Origin of the sequence: Escherichia sp. 10290, assembly GCF_030295155.1 — a bacterium.
In the GTDB taxonomy this organism is placed as follows: domain Bacteria; phylum Pseudomonadota; class Gammaproteobacteria; order Enterobacterales; family Enterobacteriaceae; genus Escherichia; species Escherichia coli_F.
The window spans coordinates 3,793,411-3,816,714 of sequence record NZ_AP025741.1 but is presented as its reverse complement, the minus strand read 5'-3'; the positions used below and the strand labels follow the sequence as shown (position 1 = coordinate 3,816,714).

The window sequence follows — 23,304 nt, the reverse complement described above, 5'->3', positions numbered from 1 at the left end:
GAGAATCATTCATCGTGTTTTGGCGTGATATTACGTTGTCGGTCTGGCGTAAGAAGACAACTGGCCTCAAAACAAAAAAGCGTTTACTGCCGCTGGTGCTGGCAGCGGTATTATGCAGTTCACCGGTCTGGGCGGAAGAAGCCACTTTCACCGCTAATTTTAAAGATACCGACCTGAAATCGTTCATCGAAACCGTCGGCGCTAACCTTAATAAAACCATCATTATGGGGCCGGGCGTACAGGGGAAAGTGAGTATTCGTACCATGACTCCGCTCAATGAACGCCAGTATTACCAGCTATTCCTTAACCTGCTGGAAGCACAGGGGTATGCCGTCGTACCGATGGAAAACGACGTGCTGAAGGTGGTGAAATCCAGCGCCGCGAAAGTCGAGCCACTGCCGCTGGTCGGTGAAGGCAGCGACAACTACGCGGGCGATGAAATGGTCACTAAAGTAGTGCCGGTACGCAATGTTTCGGTACGAGAGCTGGCGCCGATCCTGCGCCAGATGATCGATAGCGCTGGCTCAGGCAACGTTGTTAATTACGATCCCTCCAACGTGATTATGCTCACCGGGCGCGCCTCCGTCGTGGAACGGCTGACAGAAGTGATCCAGCGCGTGGATCATGCGGGAAACCGCACCGAAGAGGTGATCCCGCTGGATAACGCCTCGGCCTCGGAAATTGCCCGCGTGCTGGAAAGCCTGACCAAAAACAGCGGCGAGAACCAGCCTGCGACGCTGAAATCTCAAATTGTCGCCGACGAACGCACCAACAGCGTGATTGTCAGTGGTGACCCTGCCACGCGAGACAAAATGCGCCGCCTGATCCGTCGGCTGGACTCAGAAATGGAGCGCAGCGGCAACAGCCAGGTGTTCTATCTCAAATACAGCAAAGCCGAAGATCTGGTCGATGTGTTGAAACAGGTCAGCGGCACGCTCACAGCGGCTAAAGAAGAGGCGGAAGGCACGGTTGGTAGCGGGCGTGAGGTTGTCTCCATCGCCGCCAGCAAACACAGTAATGCCCTGATTGTCACCGCGCCGCAGGACATCATGCAGTCGCTGCAAAGCGTGATTGAACAACTGGATATTCGCCGTGCTCAGGTGCATGTCGAGGCGTTGATCGTGGAAGTTGCCGAAGGCAGCAATATCAACTTCGGCGTGCAGTGGGCGTCGAAAGATGCCGGATTAATGCAGTTTGCTAACGGTACGCAGATCCCTATCGGTACGCTGGGCGCAGCCATTTCTCAGGCGAAACCGCAGAAAGGTTCAACGGTGATCAGCGAAAACGGTGCCACCACCATTAACCCGGATACTAACGGCGATCTCTCCACGCTCGCCCAGCTTCTTTCTGGCTTTAGCGGTACGGCGGTTGGCGTGGTGAAAGGCGACTGGATGGCGCTGGTACAGGCGGTTAAAAACGACTCCAGCTCGAACGTTCTCTCCACGCCGAGCATCACTACGCTGGACAACCAGGAAGCCTTCTTCATGGTGGGTCAGGATGTTCCGGTATTAACCGGCTCTACCGTTGGCTCCAATAACAGCAATCCTTTCAATACAGTAGAAAGGAAAAAAGTCGGCATCATGCTGAAAGTCACGCCGCAGATTAACGAAGGAAACGCGGTACAGATGGTGATTGAGCAGGAAGTGTCGAAGGTGGAAGGACAGACCAGCCTCGACGTCGTGTTTGGCGAGCGCAAACTGAAAACCACCGTGCTGGCAAACGATGGTGAGCTGATCGTGCTTGGCGGTCTGATGGACGATCAGGCGGGAGAAAGCGTGGCGAAAGTGCCGCTGCTTGGCGATATCCCATTGATTGGTAACCTGTTTAAATCGACGGCGGATAAAAAAGAAAAACGTAATCTGATGGTGTTTATCCGCCCGACCATTCTGCGTGATGGTATGGCGGCAGACGGCGTGTCGCAGCGCAAATATAACTATATGCGCGCCGAACAGATCTATCGCGATGAGCAGGGCTTAAGCCTGATGCCGCACACCGCGCAGCCGGTACTGCCAGCGCAAAATCAGGCTCTACCGCCGGAAGTTCGTGCGTTCCTTAATGCCGGGAGAACGCGTTAATGGTGCCTGTAGCACAGGAAACCACCGCTAACACCGTGCGTCTGCCCTACAGTTTCAGCCGTCGGTTTAGTCTGGTGGCATGGTGCGAAGCGTCGCTGGAGATCCTCCATGTGCATCCGTTGTCGCTCTCTGTTTTGCAGGAGCTGCAACGGGGGCTGAACGCGCCCTTTACGCTGCGGCAAATCGACGAAGCCGAATTTGAACAGCGGCTGAATGCGGTCTGGCAGCGGGACTCTTCCGAAGCTCGCCAGCTGATGGAAGATCTCGGTTCCGCCGAGGACTTTTTTACCCTCGCTGAAGAACTGCCGGAAACGGAAGATCTGCTGGAAAGTGACGACGATGCGCCAATCATCAAACTGATCAACGCCATGTTGGCAGAGGCGATTAAAGAAGGCGCTTCGGATATCCACATCGAGACATTTGAAAAGAGTCTGGTGATCCGTTTTCGTGTTGACGGCACATTACATGAAATGCTGCGCCCGGGGCGCAAACTGGCCTCGCTGCTGGTATCACGTATTAAGGTGATGGCGCGGCTGGATATCGCCGAAAAGCGCGTACCGCAGGATGGCCGTATTGCGCTGCTGCTGGGTGGTCGGGCGATTGACGTGCGTGTCTCCACTATGCCTTCCGCCTGGGGCGAGCGCGTGGTGCTGCGACTGCTGGACAAAAACCAGGCCCGCCTGACGCTGGAGCGTCTGGGTTTAAGTCAGCAACTGACCGCGCAGCTGCGCCAGTTACTGCACAAACCGCACGGCATCTTTCTGGTGACGGGGCCGACAGGTTCCGGCAAAAGCACCACGCTGTACGCCGGATTGCAGGAGCTGAACAACCACTCGCGCAACATTCTCACGGTTGAAGACCCCATCGAATACATGATTGAAGGGATCGGTCAGACACAGGTTAACACCCGCGTCGGCATGACCTTCGCCCGTGGCCTGCGCGCGATTTTGCGTCAGGACCCGGATGTGGTGATGGTCGGTGAAATCCGCGATACCGAAACCGCAGAAATCGCCGTCCAGGCGTCATTGACCGGACACCTGGTTCTTTCCACGCTGCATACCAACACGGCGGTGGGGGCGATCACGCGTTTGCAGGATATGGGCGTTGAGCCTTTCCTGCTCTCTTCCAGCCTGACGGGCGTGATGGCGCAGCGACTTGTTCGCACACTGTGCACCGACTGCCGCCAGCCCGCGCCTGCCACTGATGAAGAAAAACGCCTGCTGGGAATTACCGACGTGCGTACCGTCACGCTGTACCATCCGCAGGGCTGCCCCGCCTGTAATCACAAAGGTTTTCGCGGGCGTACTGCCATCCATGAGCTGATCGTGGTAGACGCCACATTGCGTGATTTGATCCACCGTCAGGCCGGGGAACTGGAGCTGGAACGTTATGTCCGGCAACACTCTGCGGGTATCCGCAGCAACGGCATTGAGAAAGTGCTTGCCGGAGAAACCTCTCTCGATGAAGTGCTGCGGGTAACGATGGAGGCGTAATGGCACTGTTTTACTATCAGGCGTTACAGCGTAATGGTCGCAAAACCAAAGGTATGATTGAGGCGGATTCCGCGCGTCATGCCCGCCAGTTGTTGCGCGGTAAAGAGCTTATCCCCGTACACATTGAAGCCCGGATGAATGCTTCGTCAGGGGGAATGTTGCAGCGTCGGCGACACGCACATCGTCGTGTGGCGGCGGCAGATCTGGCGCTGTTCACTCGCCAACTGGCAACGCTGGTGCAGGCAGCAATGCCGCTGGAAACCTGCTTACAGGCGGTCAGTGAGCAAAGTGAAAAACTGCATGTAAAAAGCCTCGGAATGGCGCTACGCAGCCGGATTCAGGAAGGTTACACCCTGTCGGACAGCCTGCGCGAACATCCCCGCGTCTTTGACTCCCTGTTTTGTTCGATGGTGGCTGCCGGAGAAAAATCCGGGCATCTCGACGTGGTGCTCAATCGCCTGGCGGATTACACCGAACAGCGACAGCGCCTGAAATCACGCCTGCTGCAGGCCATGCTCTATCCGCTGGTACTGCTGGTGGTGGCAACGGGCGTGGTCACTATTTTGCTGACGGCGGTGGTGCCGAAAATTATCGAACAGTTTGATCATCTCGGACTCGCGCTGCCTGCCTCCACCCGCGCTCTTATCGCTATGAGCGACGCGTTGCAGACCAGCGGCGTTTACTGGCTGGCGGGTCTGCTAGGGCTTCTGGTGCTGGGGCAACGACTACTCAAAAATCCTGCTATGCGCCTGCGCTGGGATAAAACCTTGCTGCGTCTTCCCGTGACGGGGCGTGTTGCGCGCGGACTGAATACGGCGCGCTTTTCCCGCACCTTAAGCATCCTCACCGCCAGCAGTGTTCCGTTGCTGGAAGGCATTCAGACCGCCGCTGCCGTGTCGGCAAATCGCTATGTCGAGCAACAACTGCTGCTGGCGGCAGATCGCGTCCGCGAAGGAAGCAGCTTGCGCGCTGCGCTGGCGGAGTTGAGCCTGTTCCCGCCGATGATGCTGTACATGATCGCCTCCGGCGAACAGAGCGGTGAACTGGAAACCATGCTTGAACAGGCCGCAGTCAACCAGGAACGGGAATTTGATACCCAGGTGGGGCTGGCGTTAGGGCTGTTTGAGCCTGCTCTGGTGGTGGTGATGGCGGGTGTGGTGCTGTTTATCGTCATCGCCATCCTCGAGCCGATGCTGCAACTGAACAATATGGTTGGAATGTAATTTACGGAGTTATCACATGAATTCGTTATCCCGCACACAAGAACCACGGGCAGGTTTTACCCTGCTGGAAGTGATGGTGGTGATTGTTATTCTTGGCGTCCTGGCAAGTCTGGTGGTGCCTAACCTTTTGGGCAACAAAGAGAAAGCAGATCGGCAAAAAGCCATCAGCGATATCGTGGCGCTGGAGAACGCGCTGGATATGTATCGACTGGATAACGGGCGTTATCCGACCACCGAACAGGGGCTTGAGGCGCTGATCCAGCAACCGGCCAATATGGCGGACTCCCGCAACTACCGTCCTGGTGGATACATCAAACGGCTGCCAAAGGATCCGTGGGGCAATGATTATCAGTATCTCAGCCCGGGTGAAAAAGGACTGTTTGATGTTTACACCTTAGGGGCGGATGGTCAGGAAAACGGGGAAGGTGCTGGCGCAGATATCGGTAACTGGAATTTGCAGGAGTTTCAGTAATCAGTGCCCAAACGTGGATTCACTCTTCTGGAAATCATGCTGGTGATTTTCCTTATCGGCCTTGCCAGTGCGGGCGTGGTACAGACTTTTGCGAGCCGTTCTGAACCGCCCGCGAAAAAAGCGGCGCAGGATTTCCTGGCCCGCTTTGCGCAGTTTAAGGACAGGGCAGTGATCGAAGGGCAAACACTCGGTGTGCTAATCGACCCGCCTGGCTATCAGTTTATGCAGCGTCGTCACGGGCAGTGGTTGCCCGTTTCTGCGACCCGGTTATCGGCACAGGTTACGGTGGCGAAACAGGTGCAGATGCTGTTACAACCCGGCAGTGATATCTGGCAGAAGGAATATGCGCTGGAGCTGCAGCGTCGCCGCCTGACGCTGCACGATATTGAACTGGAGCTGCAAAAAGAGGCGAAAAAGAAGACGCCGCAGATCCGTTTTTCTCCTTTTGAACCCGCCGCGCCGTTTACGCTGCGCTTCTACTCGGCGGCGCAAAACGCGTGTTGGGCGGTAAAGCTGGCGCACGATGGCGCGTTATCCCTCAATCAATGTGATGAGAGGATGCCATGAAGCGCGGATTTACCTTGCTGGAAGTGATGATCGCACTGGCGATTTTTGCGCTGGCTGCCACGGCGGTGTTACAGATTGCCAGCGGTGCGCTGAGTAATCAGCAAATCCTTGAGGAAAAAACGGTAGCGGGCTGGGTAGCTGAAAACCAGACCGCACTGCTCTACCTGATGACCCGTGAACAACGAGCGGTCAGGCACCAGGGCGAGAGTGATATGGCTGGAAGCCGCTGGTACTGGCGAACCACACCGCTGAATACCGGTAACGCGCTGCTCCAGGCGGTGGATATTGAAGTCAGTCTTCATGAAGACTTTTCGTCGGTGATTCAGTCACGACGCGCCTGGTTTAGCGCCGTGGGAGGCCAACAGTGAGAAGGACTCGCGCTGGTTTCACGTTACTGGAAATGCTGGTGGCAATCGCCATTTTTGCCTCGCTGGCACTGATGGCACAGCAGGTGACAAACGGCGTCACACGCGTGAATAGCGCCGTCGCCGGACACGATCAAAAACTGAACCTCATGCAGCAAACGATGAGTTTTCTGACCCACGATCTGACACAAATGATGCCGCGTCCGGTAAGAGGCGATCAGGGTCAGCGAGAACCTGCGTTACTGGCGGGCGCTGGCGTGCTGGCCTCTGAGAGTGAAGGAATACGCTTTGTGCGCGGCGGTGTGGTTAATCCATTGATGCGTCTGCCGCGCAGTAATCTGCTCACCGTCGGTTACCGCATTCATGACGGTTATCTCGAACGGTTAGCCTGGCCGCTGACCGATGCCGCAGGCAGCGTGAAGCCAACAACGCAAAAGTTGATTCCGGCGGATTCACTTCGTTTGCAGTTTTACGACGGCACTCGCTGGCAGGAAACCTGGTCATCAGTGCAGGCGATCCCTGTGGCAGTGCGCATGACTCTGCATTCGCCGCAATGGGGCGAGATTGAACGCATCTGGTTGTTACGCGGGCCGCAATTATCATGATCACCTCACCACCAAAACGCGGAATGGCACTGGTCGTGGTGCTGGTATTGCTGGCGGTCATGATGCTGGTAACCATCACGCTTTCCGGGCGGATGCAGCAACAACTTGGGCGAACGCGCAGCCAGCAGGAGTACCAGCAGGCGCTGTGGTATAGCGCCAGTGCAGAAAGCCTCGCGCTGAGCGCACTCAGTCTGAGCCTGAAAAATGAAAAGCGCGTGCATCTGGCGCAGCCGTGGGCTTCCGGCCCTCGTTTGTTGCCACTGCCGCAGGGGCAAATTGCCGTCACTCTGCGTGACGCTCAGGCCTGCTTTAACCTGAATGCCCTTGCTCAACCAACAACGGCGTCGCGTCCGCTCGCGGTACAACAACTGATTGCCCTGATCTCGCGCCTGGATGTGCCTGCTTATCGGGCCGAACTGATAGCCGAAAGCCTGTGGGAATTTATTGACGAGGACCGCAGCGTGCAGACGCGTCTGGGCCGTGAAGACAGCGAGTATCTCGCCCGTTCGGTACCGTTCTACGCCGCGAATCAACCGCTGACCGATATCAGCGAAATGCGCGTGGTACAGGGAATGGACGCCGGCCTTTATCAAAAACTCAAACCGCTGGTCTGTGCGCTGCCGATGACCCACCAGCAAATCAACATCAATACCTTAGACGTCACGCAAAGTGTGATTCTTGAGGCGCTGTTTGACCCGTGGTTAAGCCCTGTTCAGGCGCGGGCGTTATTACAACAACGTCCTGCGAAGGGCTGGGAAGATGTCGATCAGTTTCTCGCACAGCCGCTACTCGTTGACGTCGATGAGCGTACTAAAAAAAAGCTAAAAACCGTCCTGAGCGTGGACAGCAATTACTTCTGGCTGCGTTCAGATATCACCGTGAATGAGATTGAACTGACGATGAATTCGTTAATTGTCCGCATGGGCCCACAACATTTTTCGGTTCTCTGGCATCAGACAGGAGAAAGTGAGTGAGTTCCATCCTTGAGATTTATTTCCCGCTTTGCGCCGCTGATCCCCTCCGTTGGCAACGCCGTACACACGACGTGGTGCACGGTATCTGGCCTGACGTTGCTGACGAACGTCTCCAGCAATGGCTGCAAACTGATGCGATTCGACTCTACATTCCCGGCGAATGGATCAGCATCTGGCAGGTTGAACTGCCTGATGTCGCACGTAAGCAGATACCGACTATTCTGCCCGCCTTACTGGAAGAAGAACTGAACCAGGATATCGACGAACTGCATTTTGCGCCGTTGAAAATCGACCAGCAACTGGCAACCGTGGCAGTGATTCACCAGCAGCATATGCGCAACATTGCGCAGTGGTTGCAGACAAACGGCATTACCCGCGCCACCGTTGCACCGGACTGGATGTCCATTCCTTGTGGATTTATGGCTGGCGATGCACAGCGAATTATTTGCCGCATCGATGAATGCCGGGGATGGAGCGCCGGGCGGGCGCTGGCTCCGCTCATGTTCCGCGCACAGCTCAATGAGCAGGCGTCTCCGCTTTCGCTGACCGTAGTCGGAATCGCGCCGGAAGAGCTATCTGCATGGGCTGGCCCAGACGCTGAACGTCTGACAGTGACGGCCCTGCCAGCCGTTACCACTTATGGCGAACCGGAAGGGAACCTGCTAACAGGGCCGTGGCAGCCTCGCGTCAGCTACCGAAAACAGTGGGCGCGCTGGCGGGTGATGATTCTGCCGATATTGCTGATTCTGGTTGCGCTGGCAGTGGAACGGGGCGTGACGTTATGGAGCGTCAGCGAACAGGTGGCGCAAAGCCGCACCCAGGCGGAGAAACAGTTCTTAACGCTATTCCCGGAGCAGAAGCGGATTGTGAATTTACGCTCTCAGGTGACGATGGCGCTGAAAAAATATCGCCCACAGACCGACGAAACCGATCTGCTCGCTGAGTTGTCAGCGATTGCCAGCACGCTGAAATCAGCGTCACTTTCCGACATTGAGATGCGTGGTTTCACCTTTGATCAAAAACGCCAGACGCTTCATCTCCAGTTGCGGGCCGCAAACTTTGCCAGCTTCGACAAACTGCGTAGCGCACTGGCGGCAGATTATGTTGTGCAACAGGACGCGTTACAGAAAGAGGGTGATGCGGTTTCCGGCGGCGTAACGTTGCGGAGGAAATAACATGTTACGCGATAAATTTATTCACTATTTTCAGCAATGGCGTGAACGCCAGTTAAGCCGTGGCGAACACTGGCTGACACAACACCTGGCGGGGCGTTCTCCGCGTGAAAAAGGCATGTTACTGGCAGCGGTAGTGTTCCTGTTTAGCGCCGGATATTACGTTCTCATCTGGCAGCCGTTGAGCGAACGGATTGAGCAACAGGAGACGATGTTGCAGCAGCTGGTGGCGATGAACGCGCGACTGAAGAGCTCCGCGCCGGATATTATTGCGGCGCGAAAATCCGGCACGACAACGCAAGCACAGGTATCGCGGGTCATCAGCGACAGTGCTTCGGCGCATTCAGTGGTCATTAAGCGGATAGCCGAGCGCGGGGAGAATATCCAGGTCTGGATAGATCCTGTGGTATTTAATGATCTGCTGAACTGGTTAAACGCGCTGGATGAAAAGTATGCGCTGCGGGTGACACAAATTGATGTCAGCGCAGGTGAGAAGCCGGGGATGGTGAACGTGCAGCGACTGGAATTTGGACGGGGTAAAGTATCAGGAGATTAATATCAATAAAATTACTCTCGTTAACGTGGCGAGAGTAATCCCCCCAGACCTTATAAGCTAAGTTTTTTCGTGAAGGTTATTGCCAGATCCAAAAGCAAAAACCCGCCTTGTGGGCGGGTTCTTAAGAATAGTGGTGCCCGGACTCGGAATCGAACCAAGGACACGGGGATTTTCAATCCCCTGCTCTACCGACTGAGCTATCCGGGCAACGGGGCGCATTAAACCTGATTCGCCTCGTCTCGTCAATCAAATTTCTTCAATTTAGTGCAGACTGCACAATCTATCATCACTTTGCCGCTATTGCACGCATTGTCAGGCAAACCAGGCGGTCCAGGCTGCGGAAAGCGGCATTGCCAGAAGGAGTGCTGGAAGCATGTTGACCACCGGGAACATTTTAATGCCACAGATGCGTAAGCCGGTTGCCAGCAGCAATAAACCGCCCACGGCGCTGAAGTCTGCCATCATCGACGGTGTGGTCAGCGGTAATATCAGTGCGGCAGCCCACGCCAGCGTTAACTGGATGATCAGTAATGGAATGCTAATCACCGATACCGCGATGCCCAGTGAGCAGGCGAAGATCATTGCCGTAAAAAAATCAAGAAATGACTTGGCGATTAAAATACTCGGATCGCCGGTCATACCTTCGTTCATCGCACCGAAGATCCCGGTGCCGCTGGCGCAAAACAGGACAATAATCGCGACAAAATTCTGAATAAAAGATTCATGCGCTGGCTTCTTACGCGAGTGGCGAAACAGATTTTGCGCTTTGGCGACCGCGGTATTGACACCTTTTTCCAGCAGACAAATTTCGCCAATTAGAGCGCCAAGTAGCGTAGCTAAAACCATCGCTGGAAGGTTGGCGCATTTCACCACCAGTAAAATACCAATCCCCAGCGATGCCAGACCAAAAATTGATGTCATGGAGACGCGGATACGTTCCGGTAAACGTTGGCTGAGCAGTGCGCCGATAACGCCACCCAGTAAGACTGCACTCGCGTTGATAAAAGGGCCGATGACCACAAGAGTTCCTGTTAACTGTATTGTTTGATTTTCTTATTATGAACGTTTGGCTCCTTCGATGGCTTGTTTGTTCGCAAAGTCCTGGCTTGCGCGCTTTAGCGAAAGGTGCCATGATTGCGCGAATTTTCTCCTCTCTGTACGGAGTTTGCCCGATGCACGCCACCTCCTTACATTCTCTTGCTTATCGCCGTTTCGCGCGAAACTCCTCCCTTTTTCTGCTCATGCGGTGAAGTTAACGCACGCTCACTGCAGGACAACAGTAAAATCAGAGCGTTTCTGCTTTTACTGATGTCTGGCGGTCGGAGCTGGTGACCAGTTTGACCCATATCTCGTGGGGCAGGGTTTTTCACCTTGTCCGGTATTCTTACTTCCCCGAAACGGGTTTTGCGCTTATGAAATCAATGAGTATTGCCGCCAGTGGTGAACTGGTTTCCCGAATTTCCACCCATCGCTGCGTGGTGGCGCTGGAACATACTGATTTTACGGACGTCGCGGCAGTCGTCATTACCGCTGCGGATAGTCGCAGTGGCATTCTTGCGTTGCTTAAGCGCACCGGTTTTCATCTACCGGTGTTTTTGTATTCCGAACATGTTGTTGAATTACCTGCGGGCGTTATGGCGGTAATCAACGGCAACGAGCAGCAGTGGCTGGAGCTGGAATCCGCAGCCTGTCAGTATGAAGAGAATTTGCTGCCACCGTTTTATGACACGCTGACGCAGTACGTTGAGATGGGCAACAGTACCTTTGCTTGCCCTGGGCATCAACATGGTGCGTTCTTTAAAAAGCATCCTGCCGGACGCCATTTTTACGATTTCTTTGGCGAGAACGTCTTTCGTGCCGATATGTGTAACGCCGACGTGAAACTGGGCGATTTGCTTATTCATGAAGGTTCGGCGAAGGATGCACAGAAATTCGCAGCCAAAGTCTTTCATGCCGATAAAACCTATTTTGTGCTTAACGGCACATCGGCAGCAAATAAGGTTGTGACGAATGCGCTGTTAACGCGTGGTGATCTGGTGCTCTTCGACCGTAACAACCATAAGTCGAATCATCACGGCGCGCTGATTCAGGCGGGGGCGACGCCGGTCTATCTGGAAGCTTCACGTAACCCGTTTGGTTTCATTGGCGGTATTGATGCGCACTGTTTTAATGAAGAGTATCTGCGCCAGCAAATTCGCGACGTTGCGCCAGAAAAAGCAGACCTGCCACGTCCGTTTCGCCTGGCGATTATTCAGCTGGGAACCTATGACGGCACTGTCTATAACGCCCGTCAGGTGATCGATACCGTTGGGCATCTGTGTGATTACATTCTGTTTGATTCCGCGTGGGTCGGTTACGAACAGTTTATCCCGATGATGGCAGATAGCTCGCCGCTGCTGTTAGAGCTTAACGAAAACGATCCGGGGATCTTTGTGACGCAGTCGGTGCATAAACAGCAGGCGGGCTTCTCGCAGACATCGCAGATCCATAAAAAAGATAACCATATTCGCGGGCAGGCGCGTTTTTGCCCGCATAAGCGGTTAAATAATGCCTTTATGCTCCATGCTTCTACCAGCCCGTTCTATCCGTTGTTTGCCGCGCTGGACGTTAACGCCAAAATTCATGAAGGGGAGAGTGGGCGTCGGCTGTGGGCGGAGTGCGTTGCGTTGGGGATTGAAGCGCGCAAGGCGATTCTTGCGCACTGTAAGCTGTTCCGCCCGTTTATCCCGCCCGTTGTTGATGGCAAATTGTGGCAGGATTATCCGACATCAGTGTTAGCCAGCGACCGTCGTTTTTTCAGTTTTGAGCCGGGGGCGAAGTGGCACGGCTTTGAAGGATATGCCGCGGAGCAGTATTTTGTCGATCCGTGTAAGCTGTTACTGACCACACCAGGTATTGATGCTGAAACCGGTGAATATAGCGGCTTTGGCGTTCCGGCGACGATTCTGGCGCATTATCTGCGTGAGAACGGTATTGTGCCGGAGAAGTGCGATCTCAACTCCATTCTGTTCTTATTAACTCCGGCGGAAAGCCACGAGAAGCTGGCGCAACTGGTGGCGATGCTGGCGCAGTTTGAACAGCATATTGAGGATGACTCACCGCTGGCTGAGGTGTTGCCGAGCGTTTATAACAAATATCCGGTGCGCTATCGCGACTACACCCTGCGCCAGTTGTGTCAGGAGATGCACGATCTGTATGTCAGTTTCGACGTCAAAGACCTACAAAAAGCGATGTTCCGCCAGCAGAGTTTCCCGTCAGTGGTGATGAATCCCCAGGATGCGCATAGCGCTTATATTCGCGGTGAAGTGGAGTTGGTGCGGATTCGTGATGCCGAAGGGCGAATTGCGGCAGAAGGGGCGTTGCCTTATCCACCTGGCGTGCTTTGCGTGGTACCCGGGGAAGTCTGGGGTGGGGCGGTTCAACGTTATTTCCTTGCGCTGGAAGAAGGCGTGAATTTGTTGCCGGGATTTTCGCCGGAGTTGCAAGGTGTCTATAGCGAAACCGATGCGGATGGCATGAAACGGTTGTACGGGTATGTGTTGAAGTAAGAATAAAAAAACGGGTCACCTTCTGGCGACCCGTTTTTCTTTGCGTAATTAGTGGCTAACCGTCTGTGTACCTGTGGGGACACGAACGTGTTTATATTTGAACATCGCCATGAACGCGAAGGCCAGAACCACGGAGTAACCTGCGAAAATCAGCCATACGGTCTGCCAGTCGGTAATGCCGTTTTGGGTGTACATCTCAACCACTTTACCGCTCACGATGCCGCCGAGGATACAGCCGAAGCCGTTAGTCATCATCAGGAACATCCCCTGCGCACTGGCGCGAATTGCCGGGCTAACTTCTTTTTCGACAAACACCGAACCAGAGATGTTGAAGAAGTCGAATGCGCAACCGTAAACGATCATCGACAGTACCAGCAGCACGGTACCGAACGGAGTCGGGTCGCCGTAAGCAAACAGCGCAAAACGCAGGATCCACGCCACGATACTGATCATCATTACGTTCTTAATACCGTAGCGGCTTAAGAAGAACGGGATGGTCAGAATGAACAGGGTTTCAGAGATCTGCGAAATCGACATGATGATTGACGCATGCTGCACGATGAAGCTGCTGGCAAACATCGGATCTTTGTCGAAGCTGTGCAGGAAGGTATTACCAAACATGTTGGTAATCTGCAGTTCCGCGCCCAGCAGCATTGAGAAGATGAAGAAGATTGCCATACGCTTGTTTTTAAACAGCGCGAATGCATCGAGGCCCAGCAGGGTTGTCCAGCTCTGATTCGCTTGCTGTTTAGCAACCGGAATATGCGGCAGAGTCAGGGTAAACAGAACCAGAACGGCGGAAAGGGCTGCGCCAATATATAGCTGCATGTGGCTTAATTCGAAGCCGGACAGGCTCACCACCCACATTGCCATGATAAAGCCGATGGTGCCCCAGATACGGATTGGCGGGAAGTCAGTAACGATATCCATCCCGGCATTTTGCAGGCGATAGTAAGAGATGGTGTTGATTAACCCAAGCGTTGGCATATAAGCAAACGAGTTAATCAATATCACAAGGAACATCGCTTCCGGCGTCGTAACCTGTGCCGCCATGAACAGCGTGATAGCGCCAATGGTGTGGCAAATGGCATAGACCCATTTCGCACTTAACCATTTGTCGGCCACAATTCCCAGCAGCGCAGGCATAAAGACCGCGGCGATACCCAGTGAGCTATAAACTGCGCCAATAGAAGCACCGTCAAACTTCAGGGTAACAAACATATAGGAACCGAGGGTCGTCAGCCAACTTCCCCACAGACAGAACTGCAGAAAAGAGAGGATTTTCAGCTGCAGCTTAAGATTCATGTTAATTTCCTCACATCGTGATGCTGATGAGTGTTTGAAAAAGCACATTTGACCGTGCGAGATGATGCGATTCTATCAACTTCGCAGACTGGTTTTTTGTTACCTGTGGCAAATAATTGCAAACATTCCCAATTTGCAAAACGAAATTGTGATGTGGATAACATTTTTGCCCCTGAGCATCGTCAGGGGCGGTTAGTGGAATTATCGGCGGCGGTAGGATTTTTGCGCGGTATTCACTTTATAAAGATAACGGCGAGATTCCGCAGAGGGATGGCGGGTCGTCAGCGTCTGATAAACATCGCCCGGCGTCATGGTGTTAATAATATTAGCCGCCTGAATCTTATCATTCGAAAAGACTCGCAGCACGCTGCCTGCGCCGCCGTTATAGGCGGTGATGACGGCATAACGCCGCGACGTTGGGTTATCAATTCCGCCAAGATAAACATTATTCAGCATCGCCAGATACGCGGTGCCGGTATCAATATTGCTGGCAGGATCAAACAAGAAACTGCGGCTCGGCGTGCCGGATTTCCCCTGCGAGCGGAACACATCTTTCCCGGCAGTATGTTGTACCACCTGCATTAATCCCAGCGCATCGGAACGGCTGACCGCATACGGGTTAAAGGAAGATTCAGTCTGCATAATTGCCAGAATCAGCGACTCATCAACGCCATATTTCCGTGATGCCTGGCGGACCATACCGAGATATTTGTGCGCACGTTTATCAAGGTGGTTCGGCACCATGTTAATGGTGACGCTGTAGATGATACGCAGCCCGTTGCTGCGGCTCTTCAGACGGTTTTTCAGCAGATAATCCGCGAAGTTGCTCGCGCGACCTTCCCAGCGAATCGGCTGCCCGGTGTTGTCCACCACCTGACCGTAAAGGAAAGGTTCTTTCGAAATCGTAATATCATCAACGTCGGAATAGAGATCGACCGAACTCGGATCGTCACCCATCAGCAACGTTTTGATTATTGCCCGGCGCAAATGCGCGGCAGGTTCTGTCCCGGCGATGGTTTCGATAGTGATCGTACCGTCATCGAAGTTGATGTGGCTGCGGGTCTGATATTGATCGGTGTATTTCACGTAGTCCTTAGGACCGGCGATCACCACCTCTTTGAAGCCCCAGATGTTCTCAATATTGTGGGCAAATTGCCCCATCAGAATATCAAAACCGTTGGTATCTTTGACCCAGGCTTCGTTATAGGTATCGCCTTTTTTGGTCGTCGAACAGGAGATGAGCAACGGCGCAATCAAAGCCAGCGCGAGATATTTTTTCATCATTCCGGGTGCGTGTTGTGTTTGTTTTTATGCAAGTTGCCGGAGGTGATCTCCGGCTCTGTTTTTATTTTTTATCTTCCGGCGTATAGCCCTCGATATGTACCTCTTTACCCTCGAACAGGAAGTTGACCATCTCCTGCTCCAGCAGCTTGCGGTGCTCAGCATTCATCATGTTGAGTTTCTTTTCATTAATCAGCATGGTTTGTTTGTGCTGCCACTGCGCCCAGGCTTCTTTGGAGATCTCGTTATAGATGCGTTTTCCCAGCTCGCCGGGGTACAGCTGAAAATCCTGACCTTCTGCTTCACGTTGCAGGAAAGTACAAAAAATCGTTCTGCTCATAAATCATCCTCTTTATCGACTCACGCGCTAAACCGGCGCGCCAGTGCGTAACTGCTGTAACAAACGCTCCACGGGAGCCGCCAGTCCAACTGACGGCGGTTGCGCTAAGTTATACCAGAGCGCATTGCCTTCATCCATGCAGCCGGTGAATGACGACACGGGAAGCCACATAGGCACAATATCTAAGTGGAAATGGCTGAAGGTATGCCGAAACGCGGTCAGTTGCGTCAGGTTATCGGCAGAAATCTGTCGTTGCGCCAGCCACTGCCGCAAACTTTCTTCATCGGCAAACTGCGGGAAACAGTATAAACCGCCCCACAATCCGCTCGGCGGACGCTGCGCCAGCAATACTTCATCTTCGTGCTGTAACAGCAAAAAGTAGCCGGTGCGCTCTGGCAGCGTCTGTTTCGGTTTTTTGCCCGGATAAAGCGACCAGCTATTGTTGACGGCGGCAATACATCCGTTTTGTAGCGGACAGAGCGAACATTTCGGCTTCGAGCGCGTACAAATCATCGCGCCCAAATCCATCATCGCCTGGTTAAACCGTTCCACGCCAACCGCGGGCGTCACCTGCTCGCTTAAACTCCATAGTTTGTTCTCGACCTCTTTTTTCCCAGGCCAGCCGCTTACAGCATAGCAGCGCGCCAGCACCCGTTTGACGTTACCGTCGAGAATCGGAAAGTGCTTACCCAGAGAAAGCGAGAGAATCGCGCCTGCGGTGGAACGCCCGACGCCCGGTAACGCGGCAACCTCATCAAAGGTTTCCGGGAATTTACCGCCGTGTAAGGTGGCAACTTGCTGTGCCGCTTTATGTAGATTGCGCGCGCGGGCGTAATAGCCCAGTCCGGTCCACAAGTGGAGAACTTCGTCCAGCGGCGCATTGGCGAGATCGGTCACCGTTGGGAAGCGCGCCATAAAGCGTTCAAAATAGGGGATAACGGTCGCAACCTGAGTTTGTTGCAACATCACTTCTGAGAGCCATACTTTGTAGGGCGTCTTGTCAATTTGCCAGGGCAGCGTTTTCCGCCCGTATTTATCGTACCAGTCCAGAACCTGGGCTGAAAATTGCGACGCTTGCATGGTCACCGAATTCACTGTTGTTGGGGGCAAGATTGCAGCACAGCGACGGCAGGGTGTAAACCGGAACTTTCCGCAGCCACGGCCTTATCATGCTTGCATCCGGCAACTAACTTTGGATAATGCCCGTTTTCAGAACACTTTCACAAGCGACTAAATCTTTATGAAAAACGACGTCATCTCACCGGAATTTGATGAAAACGGCCGCCCACTGCGCCGTATCCGTAGTTTTGTGCGCCGCCAGGGGCGACTGACCAAAGGCCAGGAACATGCGCTGGAAAACTACTGGCCGGTGATGGGCGTTGAGTTCAGCGAAGATATGCTGGATTTCCCTGCGCTTTTTGGCCGTGAAGCGCCGGTGACGCTTGAGATTGGTTTCGGCATGGGGGCGTCGCTGGTGGCAATGGCTAAAGATCGCCCTGAGCAGGACTTCCTCGGCATTGAAGTGCATTCACCAGGCGTTGGTGCGTGCCTGGCTTCTGCGCATGAAGAGGGCTTAAGCAACCTGCGCGTGATGTGTCACGATGCGGTTGAAGTGCTACACAAAATGATTCCTGACAATTCATTGCGCATGGTACAGCTCTTTTTCCCTGACCCGTGGCACAAAGCGCGCCATAATAAACGCCGTATCGTTCAGGTGCCGTTTGCCGAACTGGTAAAAAGCAAACTGCAACTGGGGGGCGTATTCCATATGGCGACCGACTGGGAACCTTATGCGGAACATATGCTTGAAGTGATGTCTTCGATTGACGGTTATAAAAACCTGTCAGAGAGCAATGATTACGTACCGCGTCCGGCATCACGTCCGGTGACGAAATTTGAACAACGTGGTCATCGTCTTGGTCACGGAGTATGGGACTTAATGTTCGAGAGGGTGAAATAATGGCAAAGAACCGTAGCCGTCGTCTGCGTAAAAAAATGCACATCGACGAGTTCCAGGAATTAGGATTTTCGGTGGCATGGCGATTCCCGGAAGGTACATCGGAAGAACAGATTGATAAAACCGTTGATGACTTTATTAACGAGGTTATCGAACCGAACAAACTGGCCTTTGACGGCAGCGGTTATCTGGCCTGGGAAGGTCTGATCTGCATGCAGGAAATCGGCAAATGCACCGAAGAGCACCAGGCGATTGTGCGTAAGTGGCTGGAAGAGCGCAAACTGGATGAGGTACGCACCAGCGAACTTTTCGACGTTTGGTGGGACTAAGAAAGCATACGGGCGATGACAAATGCAAAACCGCCTGATGCGCTACGCTTATCTGGCCTGGAAAGATGCACAATCGAGTAGGCCGGATAAGGCGTTTACGCCGCATCCGGCATGGATAACGTGTACTTTGTTATCAATCTGGGGCCAGCAAATGCTGGCCTGATTTGTTCTTGAGGGAAGACTATGATGCGCAAAATGCTGCTGGCGGCAGCACTTTCAGTGACGGCAATGACCGCTCACGCCGACTACCAGTGCAGCGTCACGCCGCGTGATGATGTGATTGTCAGCCCGCAAACCGTGCAGGTGAAGGGCGAAAACGGCAATCTGGTGATCACGCCAGACGGCAACGTGATGTATAACGGTAAGCAATATTCCCTGAACGCCGCCCAGCGCGAGCAGGCGAAGGATTATCAGGCTGAACTGCGTAGTACGCTGCCGTGGATTGATGAAGGCGCGAAAAGCCGCGTCGAGAAAGCCCGTATCGCGCTGGATAAAATCATCGTTCAGGAGATGGGCGAAAACAGCAAAATGCGCAGCCGTCTGACCAAACTTGATGCGCAACTGAAAGAGCAGATGAACCGCATTATCGAAACGCGCAGCGATGGCCTGACGTTCCACTATAAAGCCATTGATCAGGTTCGCGCCGAAGGCCAGCAATTAGTGAATCAGGCAATGGGCGGAATTTTACAGGACAGCATTAATGAAATGGGCGCGAAAGCGGTGCTGAAAAGCGGCGGTAACCCATTACAGAACGTGCTGGGAAGCCTGGGGGGGCTGCAATCCTCAATCCAAACCGAATGGAAAAAGCAGGAAAAAGATTTCCAACAGTTTGGCAAAGATGTTTGTAGCCGCGTTGTGACTCTGGAAGATAGTCGCAAAGCCCTGGTCGGGAATTTAAAATAATCCTCTATTTTAAGACGGCATAATACTTTTTTATGCCGTTTAATTCTTCGTTTTGTTACCTGCCTCTAACTTTGTAGATCTCCAAAATATATTCACGTTGTAAATTGTTTAACGTCAAATTTCCCATACAAAGCTAAGGGATAATGCGTAGCGTTCACGTAACTGGAGGAATGAAATGGAGTTTTTCAAAAAGACGGCACTTGCCGCACTGGTTATGGGTTTTAGTGGTGCAGCATTGGCATTACCCAATATCACCATTTTAGCAACCGGCGGGACCATTGCCGGTGGTGGTGACTCCGCAACCAAATCTAACTACACAGCGGGTAAAGTTGGCGTAGAAAATCTGGTTAATGCGGTGCCGCAACTGAAGGACATTGCGAACGTTAAAGGCGAGCAGGTAGTGAATATCGGCTCCCAGGACATGAACGATAATGTCTGGCTGACACTGGCGAAAAAAATTAACACCGACTGCGATAAAACCGACGGCTTCGTCATTACTCACGGTACCGACACGATGGAAGAAACCGCTTACTTCCTCGACCTGACGGTGAAATGCGACAAACCGGTGGTGATGGTCGGCGCAATGCGCCCGTCCACGTCCATGAGCGCAGACGGTCCATTCAACCTGTATAACGCGGTAGTGACCGCAGCTGATAAAGCCTCCGCCAACCGTGGCGTGCTGGTGGTGATGAACGACACTGTTCTGGATGGCCGTGACGTCACCAAAACCAACACCACCGACGTAGCGACCTTCAAGTCTGTTAACTACGGTCCTCTGGGTTACATTCACAACGGTAAGATTGACTACCAACGTACCCCGGCACGTAAGCATACCAGCGACACGCCGTTCGATGTCTCTAAGCTGAATGAACTGCCGAAAGTCGGCATCGTTTATAACTACGCTAACGCATCCGATCTTCCGGCTAAAGCACTGGTAGATGCGGGCTATGATGGCATCGTCAGCGCTGGTGTGGGTAACGGTAACCTGTATAAATCCGTGTTCGACACTCTGGCGACCGCCGCGAAAAACGGCACTGCAGTAGTGCGTTCTTCCCGCGTACCGACGGGCGCTACCACTCAGGATGCCGAAGTGGATGATGCGAAATATGGCTTCGTGGCCTCTGGCACGCTGAACCCGCAAAAAGCGCGCGTTCTGCTGCAACTGGCTCTGACGCAAACCAAAGATCCGCAGCAGATCCAGCAGCTCTTCAATCAGTACTAATCACCTCGCCCCGGTATCGTGCCGGGGCTTTTCACTTCAGACTCACGTCCATTGCCAATTTTTATCACCCTAATGATAATCACCGGAATAAATTATTCCGCGCGAGGGTTTTCGGGTGAAAAAGCAATGGATTGTTGGCACGGCGCTGCTTATGTTGATGACTGGTAATGCCTGGGCAGATGGCGAACCGCCAACTGAAAATATCTTAAAAGATCAATTCAAAAAGCAGTATCACGGCATTCTCAAGCTTGATGCCATCAGCTTAAAAAATCTTGATGCTAAGGGTAATCAGGCCACCTGGTCAGCGGAAGGCGATGTCTCTTCCAGTGACGATCTCTATACCTGGGTCGGTCAGTTGGCAGATTACGAACTGCTCGAACAGACCTGGACGAAAGATAAACCGGTAAAATTCTCGGCGATGTTAACCAGTAAAGGAACGCCCGCGTCTGGCTGGTCGGTGAACTTTTACTCTTTTCAGGCGGCAGCCAGCGATCGTGGGCGGGTGGTCGACGATATCAAAACGAATAATAAATATCTGATCGTGAATAGCGAAGATTTCAATTATCGCTTTAGTCAGCTTGAATCAGCGTTGAATACCCAGAAGAACTCGATTCCTGCGCTGGAAAAGGAAGTGAAAGCGCTTGATAAGCAAATGGTGGCGGCGCAGAAAGCAGCGGATGCATATTGGGGAAAAGATGCAAACGGTAAGCAAATGACCCGCGAAGACGCATTTAAAAAAATTCACCAACAGCGTGATGAGTTTAATAAACAGAACGATAGCGAGGCGTTCGCGGTTAAATATGACAAAGAGGTTTATCAACCGGCGATTGCGGCATGTCATAAACAGAGTGCAGAGTGTTATGAAGTGCCGATTCAGCAGAAGCGAGATTTCGATATCAACGAACAACGGCGACAGACTTTTCTGCAATCACAAAAACTTAGCCGTAAATTGCAGGATGACTGGATAACGCTCGAAAAAGGGCAATATCCGTTAACGATGAAAGTTTCAGAAATAAACAGTAAAAAAGTCGCGATTTTGATGAAAATTGATGATATCAACCAGGCTAATGAACGCTGGAAAAAAGATACCGAACAATTGCGGCGCAATGGGGTGATTAAGTAATTTTTGCGATGACGCAAGAGTTGTAGCCGGATGTTGCGTACACGCCGCATCCGGCAATACAAATTTACTCAGCCAGAAAAAGCTCCAGCAGCGAATTTAAAAACAACTTCCCATGTTCCGTTATCTGCCAGTAATCCGCACATTCTGTGAGATAACCCTGAGCAATAGCCTCGTCTAACTGTGGGCGAATCACATCTTCGCAAAGCCCGGTATACGCACTAAACTCTGCGCGTGGTGCGGCCTCCAGCAAGCGAAAGCGGTTCATAAAGAACTCAAACGGCTTATCTGCGGCTTCGACATCACGCAGGCTTTCCAGATAACGCCCCTGCATAAAACCACGCGGGTGCCGCGTTTTGGTGGTGCGCAGAATGCGCCCATCCGGGAAGGTGACTTTGCCGTGCGCCCCGCAGCCGATGCCGATGTAGTCGCCAAATCGCCAGTAGTTGAGATTGTGCTGGCACTGATAACCCGGTTTGGCGTAAGCGGAGGTTTCATATTGCTGATAACCCGCAGCCGTTAATAACTGATGCCCTTGCTCGAAGATATCCCACAATGCATCGTCGTCCGGCAGTACAGGAGGGCGCGAGCCAAACAACGTATTAGGTTCGATGGTCAGTTGATACCAGGAAAGGTGCGGCGGATTCAGTTCAATGGCCTGGCGTAGATCGCCAAGCGCCTCTTCCAGTGATTGATCAGGCAACCCATGCATCAAATCGAGGTTAAAACTACGCAGCCCCAGCCCGCTTGCCAGATTTGCCGCCCGTTTCGCTTCTTGCGGGCCATGAATACGTCCAAGTCGTTTTAGCTTTTCTTCACTAAAACTCTGCACACCAATAGATATGCGGTTTACACCAGCACGCTGATAATCAACAAAGCGATCGGCTTCTACCGTGCCTGGGTTCGCTTCCATGGTGATTTCTGCATCCGCTGCCAGCGGCAAACGCGCACGCACGCCGTCCAGCAGCGTTTGCATCGCCGGGCCAGAAAGCAGGCTCGGCGTACCGCCGCCAATAAAGATTGTCTGCACTTCACGGCCCTGAGCGTAAGCCACATCGTTGTCCAGATCGTTAAGCAGATGCTGAACATAATCGTCGTGCGGCACTTCTCCTTTCAACGCGTGAGAGTTGAAATCGCAGTACGGGCATTTCTGCACGCACCACGGGATGTGAATGTAGAGACTCAGCGGCGGTAATTTAACCATTTCGTAAAGCGTCCAACAGCAGTTTCAATGCCTGACCACGGTGGGAAATGGCGCTCTTTTCTTCGCGGGTCAGTTCGGCAGCGGTTTTACCTTCGGAAGGCACGAAGAATATTGGATCATAACCAAAGCCGCCAGTACCCGCCGGTTCACGAGTAATCACGCCCGGCCAGCTACCGTGGCACACCAGCGGAGTCGGATCTTCCGCGTGGCGCAGATATACCAGCACGCAGTGGAAACGCGCTTGACGTTGGTCGTCCGGTACGTCTTTCAGAGTTTCCAACAGTTTTTGCAGATTCTTTTGATCGGTCGCGTCTTCACCGGAATAACGTGCGGAGTAAATCCCAGGCGCACCGCCAAGCACATCTACCGCCAGACCAGAGTCGTCGGCAATTGCTGGTAAACCGGTCACTTTTGCCGCGTGTCGTGCTTTCAGAATCGCGTTTTCGATAAAGGTCAGGCCGGTTTCTTCGGCAGAATCTACGCCGAGGTCTGTTTGGGCCACGATATCAAGACCGAAGTCGCTAAGCAGCGACGCCAGCTCACGCACTTTACCGGCATTGCCGGTTGCGAGGACAACTTTTTGCATAGGATAC

The 23,304-nt window shown here is 53.1% G+C and carries 25 protein-coding genes and 1 tRNA gene; 18 read left to right on the top strand and 8 right to left on the bottom strand.

From position 1 onward, the window contains the following. Positions 1 to 14: 14 nt before the first annotated feature. The 10 genes from gspD to yghD are packed head-to-tail and all read left to right on the top strand — an operon-like array spanning position 15 to position 9,502. The gene (gene gspD / locus QUE74_RS19310) at positions 15 to 2,075 is read left to right on the top strand and encodes a type II secretion system secretin GspD (protein WP_000498842.1); all 2,061 of its coding nucleotides are present in this window, start codon (positions 15 to 17) and stop codon (positions 2,073 to 2,075) included. Continuing rightward, complete coding sequence (gene gspE / locus QUE74_RS19305) at positions 2,075 to 3,568, top strand: type II secretion system ATPase GspE (protein ID WP_000249352.1); 1,494 nt, start codon at positions 2,075 to 2,077, stop codon at positions 3,566 to 3,568. Before gspD ends, gspE begins: the two co-directional genes overlap by 1 nt. Then, the gene (gspF, locus tag QUE74_RS19300; RefSeq protein WP_001173477.1) at positions 3,568 to 4,791 is read left to right on the top strand and encodes a type II secretion system inner membrane protein GspF; all 1,224 of its coding nucleotides are present in this window, start codon (positions 3,568 to 3,570) and stop codon (positions 4,789 to 4,791) included. The genes gspE and gspF overlap by 1 nt, the downstream gene beginning before the upstream one ends. Before the next feature lie 16 nt (positions 4,792 to 4,807). After that, entirely contained in the window at positions 4,808 to 5,263 is a 456-nt protein-coding gene (gene gspG, locus QUE74_RS19295) for a type II secretion system major pseudopilin GspG (protein ID WP_001087284.1), read from the top strand. 3 nt (positions 5,264 to 5,266) lie between these two features. Continuing rightward, positions 5,267 to 5,830, top strand: coding sequence for a type II secretion system minor pseudopilin GspH (gene gspH / locus QUE74_RS19290; protein WP_001126079.1), 564 nt, complete (start codon positions 5,267 to 5,269; stop codon positions 5,828 to 5,830). Continuing rightward, the gene (gspI, locus tag QUE74_RS19285; RefSeq protein ID WP_000820079.1) at positions 5,827 to 6,198 is read left to right on the top strand and encodes a type II secretion system minor pseudopilin GspI; all 372 of its coding nucleotides are present in this window, start codon (positions 5,827 to 5,829) and stop codon (positions 6,196 to 6,198) included. Before gspH ends, gspI begins: the two co-directional genes overlap by 4 nt. Further along, positions 6,195 to 6,800 (top strand): type II secretion system minor pseudopilin GspJ, encoded by a 606-nt coding sequence (gene gspJ / locus QUE74_RS19280; RefSeq protein WP_001255038.1) that lies wholly within the window; start codon positions 6,195 to 6,197, stop codon positions 6,798 to 6,800. Before gspI ends, gspJ begins: the two co-directional genes overlap by 4 nt. Further along, positions 6,797 to 7,774 carry a type II secretion system minor pseudopilin GspK gene (gene gspK, locus QUE74_RS19275; RefSeq protein ID WP_000633229.1) on the top strand — a complete coding sequence of 326 codons (978 nt, stop codon included), beginning with the start codon at positions 6,797 to 6,799 and terminating at the stop codon, positions 7,772 to 7,774. Before gspJ ends, gspK begins: the two co-directional genes overlap by 4 nt. Next, positions 7,771 to 8,949: a type II secretion system protein GspL gene (gene gspL, locus QUE74_RS19270; protein ID WP_000095008.1), complete on the top strand. Its 1,179-nt coding sequence runs from the start codon at positions 7,771 to 7,773 to the stop codon at positions 8,947 to 8,949. Before gspK ends, gspL begins: the two co-directional genes overlap by 4 nt. 1 nt (position 8,950) lies before the next feature. Next, positions 8,951 to 9,502 (top strand): GspM family type II secretion system protein YghD, encoded by a 552-nt coding sequence (gene yghD, locus QUE74_RS19265; RefSeq protein WP_000942820.1) that lies wholly within the window; start codon positions 8,951 to 8,953, stop codon positions 9,500 to 9,502. A gap of 131 nt (positions 9,503 to 9,633) precedes the next feature. Here the strand turns inward: yghD and QUE74_RS19260 are convergent. Further along, positions 9,634 to 9,709: transfer RNA gene (locus tag QUE74_RS19260), tRNA-Phe, on the bottom strand. Between the two features lie 105 nt (positions 9,710 to 9,814). Continuing rightward, on the bottom strand, positions 9,815 to 10,522 hold the full coding sequence (locus QUE74_RS19255) for a DUF554 domain-containing protein (protein ID WP_000234499.1): 708 nt from the start codon (positions 10,520 to 10,522) through the stop codon (positions 9,815 to 9,817). A gap of 152 nt (positions 10,523 to 10,674) precedes the next feature. Here QUE74_RS19255 and QUE74_RS19250 point away from each other — a divergent pair, with 152 nt between their 5' ends. After that, complete coding sequence (locus QUE74_RS19250; protein WP_212734103.1) at positions 10,675 to 10,752, top strand: hypothetical protein; 78 nt, start codon at positions 10,675 to 10,677, stop codon at positions 10,750 to 10,752. Positions 10,753 to 10,914: 162 nt separating this feature from the next. Beyond that, positions 10,915 to 13,050, top strand: coding sequence for an ornithine decarboxylase (speC, locus tag QUE74_RS19245; protein WP_001354965.1), 2,136 nt, complete (start codon positions 10,915 to 10,917; stop codon positions 13,048 to 13,050). A gap of 48 nt (positions 13,051 to 13,098) precedes the next feature. Here the strand turns inward: speC and nupG are convergent, their stop codons facing one another. The 4 genes from nupG to mutY form a co-directional block, all read right to left on the bottom strand. Then, on the bottom strand, positions 13,099 to 14,355 hold the full coding sequence (gene nupG / locus QUE74_RS19240) for a nucleoside permease NupG (RefSeq protein WP_001360964.1): 1,257 nt from the start codon (positions 14,353 to 14,355) through the stop codon (positions 13,099 to 13,101). Positions 14,356 to 14,556: 201 nt separating this feature from the next. Further along, a complete protein-coding gene (gene mltC / locus QUE74_RS19235; protein ID WP_000760323.1) occupies positions 14,557 to 15,636 on the bottom strand; it encodes a membrane-bound lytic murein transglycosylase MltC in 1,080 nt (359 codons plus the stop codon). A 64-nt stretch (positions 15,637 to 15,700) separates the two neighbouring features. Further along, on the bottom strand, positions 15,701 to 15,976 hold the full coding sequence (locus tag QUE74_RS19230; protein WP_000091700.1) for an oxidative damage protection protein: 276 nt from the start codon (positions 15,974 to 15,976) through the stop codon (positions 15,701 to 15,703). A gap of 27 nt (positions 15,977 to 16,003) precedes the next feature. After that, on the bottom strand, positions 16,004 to 17,056 hold the full coding sequence (gene mutY, locus QUE74_RS19225) for an A/G-specific adenine glycosylase (RefSeq protein WP_001360963.1): 1,053 nt from the start codon (positions 17,054 to 17,056) through the stop codon (positions 16,004 to 16,006). A gap of 160 nt (positions 17,057 to 17,216) precedes the next feature. On the opposite strand from mutY, the gene trmB reads away from it, so the two are divergent. The 6 genes from trmB to QUE74_RS19195 all read left to right on the top strand — a co-directional run bounded on the left by trmB (position 17,217) and on the right by QUE74_RS19195 (position 21,510). Continuing rightward, positions 17,217 to 17,936: a tRNA (guanosine(46)-N7)-methyltransferase TrmB gene (gene trmB, locus QUE74_RS19220; protein ID WP_000786911.1), complete on the top strand. Its 720-nt coding sequence runs from the start codon at positions 17,217 to 17,219 to the stop codon at positions 17,934 to 17,936. Then, positions 17,936 to 18,262 (top strand): YggL family protein, encoded by a 327-nt coding sequence (locus QUE74_RS19215; RefSeq protein ID WP_001107564.1) that lies wholly within the window; start codon positions 17,936 to 17,938, stop codon positions 18,260 to 18,262. The genes trmB and QUE74_RS19215 overlap by 1 nt, the downstream gene beginning before the upstream one ends. Before the next feature lie 22 nt (positions 18,263 to 18,284). Continuing rightward, positions 18,285 to 18,425: a hypothetical protein gene (locus tag QUE74_RS19210; protein ID WP_001181271.1), complete on the top strand. Its 141-nt coding sequence runs from the start codon at positions 18,285 to 18,287 to the stop codon at positions 18,423 to 18,425. 20 nt (positions 18,426 to 18,445) lie between these two features. Then, positions 18,446 to 19,165 carry a YggN family protein gene (locus QUE74_RS19205; RefSeq protein WP_000984793.1) on the top strand — a complete coding sequence of 240 codons (720 nt, stop codon included), beginning with the start codon at positions 18,446 to 18,448 and terminating at the stop codon, positions 19,163 to 19,165. Positions 19,166 to 19,340: 175 nt separating this feature from the next. Beyond that, a complete protein-coding gene (gene ansB / locus QUE74_RS19200; RefSeq protein WP_000394126.1) occupies positions 19,341 to 20,387 on the top strand; it encodes an L-asparaginase 2 in 1,047 nt (348 codons plus the stop codon). Positions 20,388 to 20,502: 115 nt separating this feature from the next. Beyond that, positions 20,503 to 21,510 (top strand): DUF1202 family protein, encoded by a 1,008-nt coding sequence (locus QUE74_RS19195; RefSeq protein ID WP_000745202.1) that lies wholly within the window; start codon positions 20,503 to 20,505, stop codon positions 21,508 to 21,510. A gap of 64 nt (positions 21,511 to 21,574) precedes the next feature. Here the strand turns inward: QUE74_RS19195 and hemW are convergent, their stop codons facing one another. Together hemW and QUE74_RS19185 are read right to left on the bottom strand one after the other, a co-directional pair. Then, positions 21,575 to 22,711 carry a radical SAM family heme chaperone HemW gene (gene hemW / locus QUE74_RS19190; protein ID WP_000239968.1) on the bottom strand — a complete coding sequence of 379 codons (1,137 nt, stop codon included), beginning with the start codon at positions 22,709 to 22,711 and terminating at the stop codon, positions 21,575 to 21,577. After that, complete coding sequence (locus QUE74_RS19185) at positions 22,704 to 23,297, bottom strand: XTP/dITP diphosphatase (RefSeq protein WP_001174747.1); 594 nt, start codon at positions 23,295 to 23,297, stop codon at positions 22,704 to 22,706. Before QUE74_RS19185 ends, hemW begins: the two co-directional genes overlap by 8 nt. Positions 23,298 to 23,304: the final 7 nt, after the last annotated feature.

Excerpts from the sequence above, each read along its gene's own strand:
- gspE (WP_000249352.1), top strand. The coding sequence starts at position 2,075 with ATGGTGCCTGTAGCACAGGAAACCACCGCTAACACCGTGCGTCTGCCC.
- gspF (WP_001173477.1), top strand. The coding sequence starts at position 3,568 with ATGGCACTGTTTTACTATCAGGCGTTACAGCGTAATGGTCGCAAAACC.
- gspG (WP_001087284.1), top strand. The coding sequence starts at position 4,808 with ATGAATTCGTTATCCCGCACACAAGAACCACGGGCAGGTTTTACCCTG.
- gspI (WP_000820079.1), top strand. The coding sequence starts at position 5,827 with ATGAAGCGCGGATTTACCTTGCTGGAAGTGATGATCGCACTGGCGATT.
- gspK (WP_000633229.1), top strand. The coding sequence starts at position 6,797 with ATGATCACCTCACCACCAAAACGCGGAATGGCACTGGTCGTGGTGCTG.
- yghD (WP_000942820.1), top strand. The coding sequence starts at position 8,951 with ATGTTACGCGATAAATTTATTCACTATTTTCAGCAATGGCGTGAACGC.
- QUE74_RS19250 (WP_212734103.1), top strand. The coding sequence starts at position 10,675 with ATGCACGCCACCTCCTTACATTCTCTTGCTTATCGCCGTTTCGCGCGA.
- speC (WP_001354965.1), top strand. The coding sequence starts at position 10,915 with ATGAAATCAATGAGTATTGCCGCCAGTGGTGAACTGGTTTCCCGAATT.
- nupG (WP_001360964.1), bottom strand. The coding sequence starts at position 14,355 with ATGAATCTTAAGCTGCAGCTGAAAATCCTCTCTTTTCTGCAGTTCTGT.
- mltC (WP_000760323.1), bottom strand. The coding sequence starts at position 15,636 with ATGAAAAAATATCTCGCGCTGGCTTTGATTGCGCCGTTGCTCATCTCC.
- QUE74_RS19230 (WP_000091700.1), bottom strand. The coding sequence starts at position 15,976 with ATGAGCAGAACGATTTTTTGTACTTTCCTGCAACGTGAAGCAGAAGGT.
- mutY (WP_001360963.1), bottom strand. The coding sequence starts at position 17,056 with ATGCAAGCGTCGCAATTTTCAGCCCAGGTTCTGGACTGGTACGATAAA.
- trmB (WP_000786911.1), top strand. The coding sequence starts at position 17,217 with ATGAAAAACGACGTCATCTCACCGGAATTTGATGAAAACGGCCGCCCA.
- QUE74_RS19215 (WP_001107564.1), top strand. The coding sequence starts at position 17,936 with ATGGCAAAGAACCGTAGCCGTCGTCTGCGTAAAAAAATGCACATCGAC.
- QUE74_RS19210 (WP_001181271.1), top strand. The coding sequence starts at position 18,285 with ATGCAAAACCGCCTGATGCGCTACGCTTATCTGGCCTGGAAAGATGCA.
- QUE74_RS19205 (WP_000984793.1), top strand. The coding sequence starts at position 18,446 with ATGATGCGCAAAATGCTGCTGGCGGCAGCACTTTCAGTGACGGCAATG.
- ansB (WP_000394126.1), top strand. The coding sequence starts at position 19,341 with ATGGAGTTTTTCAAAAAGACGGCACTTGCCGCACTGGTTATGGGTTTT.
- hemW (WP_000239968.1), bottom strand. The coding sequence starts at position 22,711 with ATGGTTAAATTACCGCCGCTGAGTCTCTACATTCACATCCCGTGGTGC.
- QUE74_RS19185 (WP_001174747.1), bottom strand. The coding sequence starts at position 23,297 with ATGCAAAAAGTTGTCCTCGCAACCGGCAATGCCGGTAAAGTGCGTGAG.